The sequence below is a fragment of the Thermodesulfobacteriota bacterium genome (assembly GCA_040756475.1).
Classification (GTDB): domain Bacteria; phylum Desulfobacterota; class Deferrisomatia; order Deferrisomatales; family JACRMM01; genus JBFLZB01.
Window position 1 is genome coordinate 1 of record JBFLZB010000150.1, and the last position, 11,218, is coordinate 11,218.

At 70.7% G+C, this 11,218-nt stretch carries 5 protein-coding genes and 1 pseudogene; 1 reads left to right on the forward strand and 5 read right to left on the reverse strand.

Translation table 11 applies throughout. The features are described 5' to 3' along the window. Window positions 1-259 precede the first annotated feature (259 nt). The 4 genes and pseudogenes from wecB to AB1578_17620 all read right to left on the reverse strand — a co-directional run bounded on the left by wecB (window position 260) and on the right by AB1578_17620 (window position 10,196). A pseudogene (gene wecB, locus AB1578_17605) lies at window positions 260-1,336 on the reverse strand (UDP-N-acetylglucosamine 2-epimerase (non-hydrolyzing)). 238 nt (window positions 1,337-1,574) lie between these two features. After that, window positions 1,575-7,145 (reverse strand): multicopper oxidase domain-containing protein, encoded by a 5,571-nt coding sequence (locus AB1578_17610; GenBank protein MEW6489712.1) that lies wholly within the window; start codon window positions 7,143-7,145, stop codon window positions 1,575-1,577. 94 nt (window positions 7,146-7,239) lie between these two features. After that, entirely contained in the window at window positions 7,240-7,608 is a 369-nt protein-coding gene (locus AB1578_17615; protein MEW6489713.1) for a response regulator transcription factor, read from the reverse strand. A gap of 401 nt (window positions 7,609-8,009) precedes the next feature. Further along, window positions 8,010-10,196, reverse strand: a complete 2,187-nt coding sequence (locus AB1578_17620) for a hypothetical protein (GenBank protein MEW6489714.1) — start codon at window positions 10,194-10,196, stop codon at window positions 8,010-8,012. Window positions 10,197-10,473: 277 nt separating this feature from the next. Here AB1578_17620 and AB1578_17625 point away from each other — a divergent pair, with 277 nt between their 5' ends. Next, complete coding sequence (locus tag AB1578_17625) at window positions 10,474-10,740, forward strand: type II toxin-antitoxin system VapB family antitoxin (protein MEW6489715.1); 267 nt, start codon at window positions 10,474-10,476, stop codon at window positions 10,738-10,740. Window positions 10,741-11,034: 294 nt separating this feature from the next. On the opposite strand, the gene AB1578_17630 is transcribed toward AB1578_17625, so the two are convergent. Continuing rightward, window positions 11,035-11,218, reverse strand: a 184-nt coding sequence (locus AB1578_17630) for a DUF4351 domain-containing protein (protein MEW6489716.1), incomplete at its 5' end; no start/stop codon positions are given.

Genomic DNA, 11,218 nt, shown 5'->3' on the forward strand with positions numbered 1-11,218 from the left:
AGATGCGGTGTGGTCACGGGGATCCTTTCGTTGGGGGGTTTGGGCACTCTTCCGGATCGTGTGGGTCGACCTGCGGGGGACTGAACCCCGGGGTCTGGGCGCGTAGGGGCGCACGGCGTGCGCCCGCGAGGGGGTCGCGGTGGTCCCCGGGGACGGGCGCACCGCTGTGCGCCCCTACGAGTGACACGGCCGCATCGCCGGGCTCTCGGCCGCTGCGCGAACCCACACGGACAGGAACCGCACCGGGGATCCCCTCCGCCAGGGCGGAGAGGATGCGGTGCGCTGCGTCGCCGCTGCCGTAGAGGGGCTCCCAGCGGGCGGGCGCCGCCGCCCCTTCCACGAGCCTCGGCAGCTCTTCTTCGAAATCGGGGGCCGCGGGGGGCGCCAGGCGGTTCCAGCCCGCCTCCACGAGCTCGACCCACTCGGTCTCTCCCCGCAGGGTGAGGCAGGGAACCCGCTGGAAGTAGGCTTCCTTCTGCACCCCTCCGGAGTCGGTGAGGACGACCCGCGCCCCGCCCTCGAGGCGGATCATGTCCAGGTAGCCGACCGGATCGATGAGGCGCAGGCCTCGCGCCGCCTCCTCCAAGAGCCCGGCTTCTCCCAAGGCCTTGCGGGTGCGCGGGTGCAGCGGCAGGACCACGGGCAGCACGCGCCCGGCGGCGCACAGGGCCCGGACGACCCGGGCCAGGAGGGCCGGGTCGTCGGTGGTCTCGGCCCGGTGGATGGTGGCCAGGGCGTAGCCCCCCGGGGAGAGGCCCAGCTCGCCGAGGATGCGGGAGCGCACCCGGGCCCGTTCGGCGTAGAACAGCGCCGCGTCGTACATCACGTCGCCCACCCGGCGAATCCGCGCCGGTGCGACCCCCTCCGCCCGGAGGTTCCCCTCCGCCGTCGCGGTGGGCACCAGGAGGAGGTCCGCGGCGTGGTCGGTGAGGACCCGGTTGACCTCTTCGGGCATGCGCCGGTTGAAGGAGCGCAGGCCCGCCTCCACATGGGCCACGGGGACGTGGAGCTTGGCCGCGGCCAGGGCCCCGGCCAGGGTGGAGTTGGTGTCGCCGTAGACGAGCACCCAGTCCGGCGCGTCCCGCAGGATCACCGCCTCCAGGGCCTCGAGCATGCGGCCGGTCTGCCGCCCGTGGGGGCCGGAGCCGACCCCCAGGTGGTGGTCGGGCTCGGGGATCTCGAGCTCCTCGAAGAAGACCCCGCTCATGTTGTCGTCGTAGTGCTGGCCGGTGTGGACCAGGACCTCGCGCACGCCGGGCGCCGCGCGCAGCACCCGGGAGACGGCAGCGGCCTTGATGAACTGGGGGCGGGCGCCGACGACGGAGAGGACGTTCACGGGGTCCGCCCCCTGGGGAACGCGCGGGCGCCGGGCCCCCGGCGGGGCGGACAGGGCTGTGGGCGGGTGGATTTGCGCCCGGAAGGCGCAAGGCAGTAGGCCATGTGAGATCCCATTGTCGAAGTCGAAGGGCGTAGAATAGGGAGCGGGCCGCCTCCGGGTCAAGCGATATTCCGGCCCAAACGAGAGAGGCGAGGGATAGCCCTCGCCTCTCTCGTTTCCTCGGTACTGCCAGGCACTACTGGATGACGTACCCCATCACCCGGGCCGCGTCACGGTTGGCCGTGGATCCGGCCGAGCGCACGTCGACCTGGATGTAGTATGTGCCCGGGACCGCGCCCGTCGTGTCCCAGTCCCAGGTCGCGTCCGCACCGTAGGTCTGCACCACGGCCCAGGTCGCACCGGTCTTGAGCCAGAACCGGTACTCGTAGCTCCCGGAGCCGCCCTCGCCCAGGGCGGTGAAGGTTACCTGGGTTCCCGCCGTCTGGGGGCTGGGCACGTCGGCGGTGAGGGTCACCCCGGTGGCCGGGGCCGGCGGCGGGGCGACCAGGTCGTAGCGGACCACCTTGGCGATGTCGCGGGCGTTGGGGGACCCCACGTTGCGGGCGTCGACCTGCACGTAGTAGGTGCCGGCAGGCAGCCCCGCGGTGGCCCAGTCCCAGGTGTTGGCAGCGCCGTAGGCCTGGACCACGGCCCACACCCCGCCGGTGCGCAGCCAGAAGCGGTACTCGATGCTCCCCGAGCCGCCCGTGGGGGTCGCCGTGAAGGTCACCACGGGGCCCGGCTGCTGCGGGCTCGCCGGGGCGGCGGCGAGGTCGAGAGCGGTGATCGGCGCCCTGCTGTCGAGCACGTAGGCCAGCACCTTGGCCGCCTCTCGCGTGGCAGTGGAGCCGGCGTTGCGGGCGTCCACCTGGACGTAGTAGGTGCCGTCGGGGAGACCGGTCGTGTTCCACTCCCAGGTGTCGGACGCGCCGTAGGGCTGCACCACGGCCCAGGTGGCGCCGGTCTTGAGCCAGAAGCGGTACTCGTAGGTGCCGCTTCCTCCCGCCGCCGCCGCGGTGAAGGTGACCTGCGCGCCGGCGGCCTGGGGCGAGGCCGGGTCCGCCGTGAGGGCGACCGACGCCACGGGCGGGAAGGCGAGGGAGCTCATGACGTTGGAGTACGCCGAGCTCACGGTCTTGGTGGGGAAGGCCGCTCCTTCGTTGAGGTTCGGGTCGCTGTAGTCCCAGGTGTCGCCCACCACGTTGATGGCCTGCACCCGGTAGTAGAAGGTCTGGTTCGTGTCGCCGATCGGGTCCGTGTAGGTGATCGGCCCCGTCGTGGGACCGGTGACGGTGGAGGGCACCGTCGCGAGGGTGCTCCAGGGGCCGGTGCTCGCCGTGGCGCGCTGCACCACGAAGCCGGTCTCGTTGAGCGAGGCGTCGGCCCAGGCCAGGTCCACCCGGCGCTCGGCTCCGTCGCCGAAGAGCGCCGCGGTGAGGTCGGTGGGGGCACGGGGGGCCACGGCCACCGCCTGGGGCCGCATCATGTCCATCTCTTCGTGGCTCAGGATGTGGCAGTGCCACACGTACTCCCACCCGAAGTTGACGTAGTGGTTGATGATGTCGATCGGCTCGCCCATCGGGTCGAAGGCGAAGATGGGCAGGCCCAGGGCTTCCTGCGCCGTGGTATTGGCCAGGTAGACGCCCTCGGGCATCGAGGGGTCGAGCAGGCGGATGCTGTTGGGGAGATCCCAGGGGATGTGGGGGAGCACCGGCCGCAGGGCGACGATGGTGTCCTCCAGCGGGCTCACCCGCACCGTGTCCTTCCAGCCGAGCTCGCTCGGATGGGGCTTGCGGATGATGCCGTCCCAGCCGACCCGGTTGAGGAGCTGGACCTCGTAGAGGTGGAAGTGCACGGGGTGGGTGTCGACGCCGTTGTGGGTGATCTTCCAGATCTGGGTTCCGTCGTCGGTGACGGCGATCGGCTCCACCTGCAGGCCGCCCAGCCCCTCGTCGTAGGGAACCTCCACGCCCTTGAGGACTTCGGTCGGCGGGTGGGCAAAGGAGTACAGGATCATGTTCTGGAGCCCCGCCTGGGCGTCGGGCGTCTCGACGCCCAGGAAGCCGCTCATGCGCCCGTAGGCGTGCTCGAAGGCCTCGCCCATCTCGTCCTGGATCTGCTTGGGCTGGAGCGGCATGGTGAGGGTGCCGCCGGCGAGGACCGGGAAGGTCTTGGAGGTCTCGAAGATCCGCACCAGGCCGTCCAGACCCTTGAAGGACGTGCCGTAGGCGGAGTTGTAGGCCTGCTGCCCGACGATGATCGGGTGCTGCCCGCTCTCGAACACGCCCGAGCCGTCGGCCTGGTGGGCGAAGGCCGCCTGGAGCGCCGGCAGGTCGAAGGGCGCCGCCGGCCCCCCTCCCCCTTCGGCGGGGGCGACGACGATCCGCATGACGGTGCGGGTGTTGGGACCGTACCCGGGCAGGATGGGAGCCACGCCCCCCGTGTCGGTGAGGTCGGCCGAGTCGGTGTAGTAGTCGTAGCGCGGGTCCCGCGCCGGGAAGGCCGCCGGGGCGTCGTTGTAGACGATGAGCGTGTGCCCGGCGAAGGCCGAGAAGTCCACGATCACGTCGGCCCGCTCGGCAGGCGCGATGAGGAGCGAGTGCCGGTCCACGTTGCCCGCGTTGAACACGGTGGGGTCGTTCACCCAGGTGGTGGGCTGGGCCGGAATGACCACGGGCGCCGGCAGGAAGCCGCCCTCGGTGGCGATCTGGATCCAGTCCGGGCCCTTGGGGCTCAGCGCCTCGTCGGGCGTGGGGAAGACGACGAAGGGGTCGTCCTTGGCGGCCAGCACCTCGGCAGCGTTGAGGGCCACCTCGGTGCACGCCACCCCGGTGCCCTCGGCCGCCGGCGCGGGGTTGTTGGGGTCGCAGGGAACGCCGTTGGCGTCCACCGCCACGTAGAGGGAGAGGTTGAAGAAGCGGTCGTTGGCGGCGTTGAGGATGCGCAGCCGCATGGGCTTGGGGTCCACGGTGATCGTGGGGTACGCCGTGCCGTTGACGACCGGAGTGTCCATGAAGGCTTCCATGCCCATGGAGTTGAAGGGCGTGCCCGGCATCACCGAGGGCTCGCACCACTGCACGTCGGGGTCGCACGTCTCGTCGTAGTAGGGGTTCGGCACCGGCCCGTGGTCGATCCCGAGGGTCGGGGGCCAGAACCAGGGCCCGTACATCCAGCGGCCGAACTGGTTGACGCCCTCGATGTCGTCGACGTTCTGGGCCGGCGAGTACACATGGGGCAGCCACAGGTTGCCCGTGCCGCCCCAGCGCACCGCATCCCAGGTCTCGTCCTGGAGGGCGAGCTGCTCCAGGCTCGGGACGAAGGTCTTGTCCTGGATGACCAGGGCCAGCGTGCTCGCGGCGTCGGGGATGAGCCCCTGGGCGAGCAGCGCCTGCTCGGTCTCGTCGGTGATGATGTAGGGGGCCGCCTCGCCGGCGTACACGTTGAGGCGGGTGATGCCCCAGGAGTGGTCGTGGTAGAACATGAGCCGGGCGCTCTGTTGGTTCGTGTAGTAGAACGTCATGGCCCCGTCATCGGGCGCGCCGCTGTCACCCATGTCCGGCACCGCCACCACGCTCACGCCCTGGGGGTAGGCGGTGTTCTCGCCGGCCGGGGTGATCCACTGGTGGGGCGTGCCGTCGCTGATCCACGGGGAGATGCCCCCGTGCAGGTGCAGGGTGGCCCGGTTCTCGCTGTAGCAGCCGTAGAGCTTGGGTATGCGCGTGCCGAGGCCGTCGTAGCCCGCGCCGCACATGGGGTTGAGGGGGTCCATCTCCTCCATGTTGGGGAGCTCGGGGCCCATCCCCGAGCCCATGACCGTGGTATCGACCGGGATGAAGAGATCGCCGTCGATCCCGGTGGGCAGCAGGTTGCGGAAGAGGATGCGCACGGGGCGGTTCTTGGCGGCCACGATCGTCGGCCCCAGGTAGTGGGGCGGCGTCACGCCGCTGAAGCCGGCGACAGGGGCCGAGCTCCCGTCCAGGAGGTCGTTGGCCAGGGCAACCTGGTCGCCCGGCACCACGTCGGTGGAGAGCTGCACGTAGCCGCGCAGGAGCGTGCCCGGCAGATCCGAGTGCATCTGCTCCCGGTACTGCACCACCGCGATCTCGTAATAGTCGGACCCCGGGTAGGTGGTGGTGTCGGGCACCGCCACCGGGATGTACTGGCCCAGGTTGTTGGCGTTTTCCGGCCCCAGGCCGGCCAGCCCGTCCACGAACTTGCGGATGCCGCCGGCGACGGCGGCATGGGGGGCGAGGTCGGGCGCCGCTGCGAAGTAGTTGGCCAGCGCGTAGGTCGCCACGTCGTTGCCCAGGAGATCCCCGAGCTCCGTGGACATGGGGTAGTGCATCCCGCCCCACACCCGCGCGCCCTTGACCTCGTTGCGCAGGTCGGCGGCGGCCGCGTAGTGCCGGGTGGTGCCCGTGGCGGTGCTCGAGAGGTCGAGGGCGATCTGGTCGGTGCCCAGCGCCGCCGTGAAGACCGCCGCCTGCGCGGCGGCGAAGCAGTCGTGCCCCGCCACGTACTCGGGGTGGTTCGGCGTCGGGAGCAGCGGCATCCAGGTGGGATCGGTGGCCTGGATGGCCGTGACCGGGCGCAGGAGGTTGTAGTAGTACTTCGAGTCGAAGCAGGCGACCAGGGCGTCGGCCCCGACCATGTTGCCCATGGCGAGGAGCCGGGCCGTGTCGAGCAGGTTCAGGCCGTGGGCCAGCGCCACGTTGCGATACGCCTCGTTGAACTGGACGATGCCGTTGGTCGTCCAGAAGTTGGCGATCTCGGTCTGCTCGGCGGTGCGAAGCGCGCTCGTCGTGCCGCCGATGTCCTTCACCGCCGCCACCTGGGCGGCGAACTCCGGGCTCTCCGGAGCCGGAGGCGCGCCGGGCCGGAACTGGTCGGGCGAGCTCAGGAGAAAGGGAGTCATCACGGCCATCCAGGGGTCGATGGGCGGCGCCATCATGGTGGGGACCCACCCGCCGTCGAGGGAGCCCGGAAGCGGATACGTGACCGTGTCGTCGCCGCGGCCGTCCCCGGCGCGCAGGGCGATGAGCTCCGCCGCCGCCGCCTGGCCCAGGGCCATGCCGTCGGTTTTCGGAGCGCCGTCGGGGATCGCCGCGAGGTAGCCGGCGCGCCTGGCGTCGAGGGTGGGATCGTCGGGGAAGTAGTTCTTGAGCACGCCGTAGGCCGCCTCGACCACCGCCGCCTCGCGGGAGGCCGTGGGAGACGCCGCGAGCGCCGAGTCGTAGGGCGCGTACCCGCCCTCGATGGCCACGAGGGCGTTGTAGACCGCGGCCTGGACGTAGGACAGGTACACGACCCCCTCGGACATCGAGACGCCGTCCATGGGCATGGGCATGCCGGGCATGGGCGCGGGTTGGACGATGTTCTGTGCGATGGCGCCCCACTCGGCCACGATGTTGCGCGGCAGCGGGCTGTTGGCGTAGTTGGGGTGGCTGAAGTAGCGGGGCGCCGCGCCCGGCATGGGCATGACCATGGCCGGCAGCGCCGCCGCCTCCACCTCGAGCGCCTGCACCGAGAGGGTATCGGTGGAGGGGGCCGTGGGGGCCGGGGCCTGCTGCACGTCTTCGAAGCCGGGGAGCCTGAACCCCTTTGCCGCTGCCCGCTCCGCCGCCGCCTTGCGGTCGGCGTGGGTGATGCGCTTCTTCGCCTGCCCGGGCGGCTCGGCCTCCTGGGCGCCGCTCCACCCGGAGCCGCAGAGCAGGGCGACAGCCACCAACCCCGCGAGAATGGGTGATCGGAAGATGCTTGTGTTCATCATCGCTCTCCTCTCGTGCTCCTGGACCGTTGCCTGCAAGGAAACATCCCCGGGGTGACGTAGGGCGGGGCAAGCCCCGCCGGTTCCGGCGTCCTCACGCGCCCTCCAAGGCCCCCCGGACGGCGTCGGCGAGCTGCTTGGCGTCGAACGTGCTCTTCGGGAGAAAGCAGTCCGCTCCGCACGCCCGGGCGGCCGCCTCGTAGGCCGGCTGCTCGTGGCTGGTGCACACGGCCACGGTGGTGGCCGGGGACTCCTGCTTGATCCGCTTCACCAGGTCGAGGCCGCTTCCGTCGGGGAGGCCGACGTCGACGACCACGACCCGGGGCCGGTGCTCCCGAAACTGCGCGTGCCCCTCGGCCACTCCCTCGGCCTCGCAGATCCGGAGCCCGGGAAACCAGGCGCACAGGAGCGAGCGCAGGGTCTCGCGAAAGATGGGGCTGTCTTCGACGATGAGCGCGTCCACGGGGCCGCTGCCTCCTCTTGCACCGCACCGGTGGGGGTCCACGTGCGTGAGGAGACGCTACCACGATGCGTCACCCCCTTCGGTAGGACAGCGACGATTCTCGTGTCGGACGACGCCGGTTTCTTGGTAGGAGAACGGCCCGCCGGGCTGTCGGTGTTTGTCCTACAGACCCAGGCAGCGGGATCTTCCCGGAAGGGCCGGAGTGGGGGCAGAGGCGACGCGGCGCGGCGCTTTGCCCGGATTCGCGGCGCAGGATCGCGCGGGCAGGAGGGGGCTGCTGGACGACGGAGAAGGGGAAGGATCGGGAGGTGCTCCGCCGCGGAAGCTTCTCCCGACGGCGGAAAAAGCGAGAGGCGAGGGTTGGAGCCCTCGCCTCTCGCACGGCCGGATGGTACCTGCGGCTACTCGATCACGACGATCTCATAGCTCACGACTTGGGCCGCGTCACGGTTGACCGTGGATCCGGTCGACCGCACGTCGACCTGGACGAAGTACGTGCCCGGCGCCGCGCCCGTGGTATTCCAGTCCCACGTGGCGTCCGCGCTGTAGGGCTGCACCGTGGCCCACGTGGGCCCGGTCTTGAGCCAGAACCGGTACTGATAGTCTCCCGTTCCGCCCTGGCCCTGGGCCGCGAAGTTCACGAGGGTGCCCGCCGTCTGGGGGCTCTCGAGGTCGGAGAAGAGGGTCACCCCGGTCGCCGGGGCCGGCGGCGGGGCCACCAGGTCGTAGCGGAGGACCTTGGCGGCGTCGCGGGCGTTGGGGGACCCCACGTTGCGGGCGTCCACCTGGACGTAGTAGGTGCCCACGGGGAGCCCCGCGGTGGGCCACTGCCAGGTGTTCCCGGCGCCGTAGGGCTGGACCACGGCCCACGTGGTGCCGGTCCGGAGCCAGAACCGATACTCGATGTTGGCTCCGCCCCCGGTGGGGGTGGCGGTAAAGGTCACGGCAGGCCCGGACTCTTGCGGGCTCGCCGGGTCGGCGGCGAGATCGACGGCCGTGATGGGCGGGTCGTTGTTGATCACGTAGGACGCCACGGCGGCCACGTCGCGGTTTACGGTCGAGCCGGCGTTTCGCGCGTCGACCTGGACGAAGAAGGTGGCATTGTCCACGCCCGTGGTGTTCCAGGTCCAGGTATTCGATGCGCCGTAGGGCTGCACCACGGCCCACACGCCGCCGGTCCGGAGCCAGAAGCGGTACTGGTAGTTCCCGCTGCCGCCGGCTGCCGTCGCAGTGAAGATGACCTGGGCGCCGGCGGCCTGGGGTGAGGCCGGAGCCGCCGCCAGGGTCACCGACTCCACCGGCGGAGCGAACACGCTCACCGGCTCCGTATCCGATCCTCCCGCGGAGGAGGTGACGGTGACCGAGACCGGGGGAATCTGGACGTCGTTCACGACCAGGGTGCCCCCCACCAGGTCGCCGAGGCCTTCGGCGGTGAGGACCGGCGGAGCGAAGGCGTCGCTCGAGGCCGCCGTGATCGTGAGGGTCTGGGCGAAGGGATCGTAGCGGGCCTCGGTGATGGCGACCTCGTCCACCAGCTCTCTCACCAGGGTGGACGGCACCTGGTCGGGGTTGTTGGCGGAGTTGTCGGCCGTGACGTTCACGGTGAGGGGGAGCGTGGCGGCGTTGGGAATCTGAATGTGGCCGAAGTAGTTGCCCGCGAGGTCGCCCAGGAGGGGGATCTCGCCGGCCGGCAGGTTGGGTCCACCGCTCACGGTCACGGCGGCGCCGGGAACCGACCGGGCCCACACGTCCACCTGGCCGCTCGCGCTGCGGGCATATGTGGTGCGGTCGACGACCGTCGGGGTGCCCTGGAAGAGCTGCCCCTGCACGATGAAGAGGTCGGTGAACAGGGTGTTGTTGCCCTGGCCGTCGAGGTCGATGGGCTGCCCATTGGTATCCACGGCCGTGATCTGCAGGAAGTTGGTGCCGCAGGGGCTCCCCGTCACGCGCGCAGGGGTGGCGCCGTCGCCCACGTAGCCGGCGGGCGGCGTAGCGAAGTTCGTGTCCCACACCAGGAAGTTGCCGACGCGGCTCGTGTGGGTGCGGCCGAAGAAGGGCGCAGGCACCGGGATGTCGAAGCTCTCGTTGACGGCGCGCGTGCCGGGCACGTCGACCTCGAAGACCTCGACGCCGTAGGGGTGGGTCAGGGTGTAGGTGCCGGCCACGGGGATGTCGATGCGGATGCGCAGCCGGGTGAAGGGGAACTGGTCGCCGGGGTTCGGCACCTCCGCGGCCCAGGCCGCCTCGGCGGCCATGGTTACGAGGACGTCGATGTTGGCCGCCTCGATCGTGCCTTCGGCGAGCCACCAGAAGGCCTCCGGCCCGAAGCCGACCTGCACGGAGTAGGGGTTGGTGGGGTCGACGGGGTCGAAGAAGCACAGGTCGGGGTTGAGGCAGACCTGCAGGGTGAGCCCCGTTTCGTCCTGGAACCACAGGGGGAAGCCGTTGTCGGGGTTCTCGGGGCCGGTGAGGAGCGGGGGCGGCGGGCCGTCGGGGGGGCAGACCGTCTGGGCGTGGGCAGCCGGGCCCAGCCCCAGGACCAGAGCGGCAGCCGCAAGAACGAGGAACAACCGCAATCTCTCGAGCATGGTGGGTCTCCTTTGTGTCGCGTGTGTGGCCGGGTCATATGGAAGCGCCCTGGACCCGTTGCTGAAGTCCCGGGCGTAACGTACCAGTTCGGCAAGGACTGACAAGGCGCGGACACGCTACGTCCCTCGCTGCCCGCCCATCGCGCCGGGAGAGGATGGGGCGAAAGTTAGTGAGCGACTTTAATGCCTGACCCATCGGGCCGCACTGGGGGAATTCCCTACTTTTGCATTGGGGTGAAGGGTGAAGGTCGCATCTATACGCAGAGGAGCGAAGCCCATGGCAATGAGCCTACGAAACCCAAAGGCAGAGAAGCTGGCACGGGAGGTGGCCGCCAGAACGGGCGAGACGATGACGGATGCGGTGATCCACGCCCTCGAGGAGCGACTGGCACGCCTGGCGCGAACGGGCCGTAGCGACATCGAAATCCAGGAGATCCTCGCCATTGCTCGCCGCTGCGCGGCGCTGCCCGACCTCGACACCCGCAGTGCCGACGAGATACTTGGCTACGACGAGGATTGCGCCGACCTGCTGTGTTGCCCGTGACCTTTGATCACCCCGAGGGACGAGGCGCAGCGCGGCCACCCTCACCCCCGGCCGCTCCCGCCCGTCCTGGGCTGCGCGGTATGCGCCCCATCCGGGGGCTGGCCGCTCTCCCATCGAGGGCGAGACGATTCGGGTTCGGGAACTCCCCGAAGGGGCCGGTGTCGGCCGCCTGCGGCGGCTGTTCCCGGTGTCGGCGGCCACAGGCCGCTGTTCCCGGTCGAGATCTCAACCCGGAACTGGGAACCGGGAACCGGGAACCGGGAACCGGGAACCGGGAACCGGCTCCTACCCCTCTCACCCGAACAGCTCCTCCAGGTCATTTGCATCCAGGAGATTCTCACCCCAGGCGAGCAAGGTGTCGGCGTCGGCCGCCTGGATCCTGGCGCGGGCCCAGGCGGGAAGAGGACCGAAGCGGCGCTCGGCGAGCCGCAGGAGCAGCGCGGCCTCGCCTTCCTGGCGGCCTTCCTGGCGGCCTTCC

What these genes read in the sequence shown, in the direction of transcription:
- AB1578_17620 (MEW6489714.1), bottom strand. Translation starts at nt 10,196, where the DNA reads ATGCTCGAGAGATTGCGGTTGTTCCTCGTTCTTGCGGCTGCCGCTCTG.
- AB1578_17625 (MEW6489715.1), top strand. Translation starts at nt 10,474, where the DNA reads ATGGCAATGAGCCTACGAAACCCAAAGGCAGAGAAGCTGGCACGGGAG.
- AB1578_17610 (MEW6489712.1), bottom strand. Translation starts at nt 7,145, where the DNA reads ATGAACACAAGCATCTTCCGATCACCCATTCTCGCGGGGTTGGTGGCT.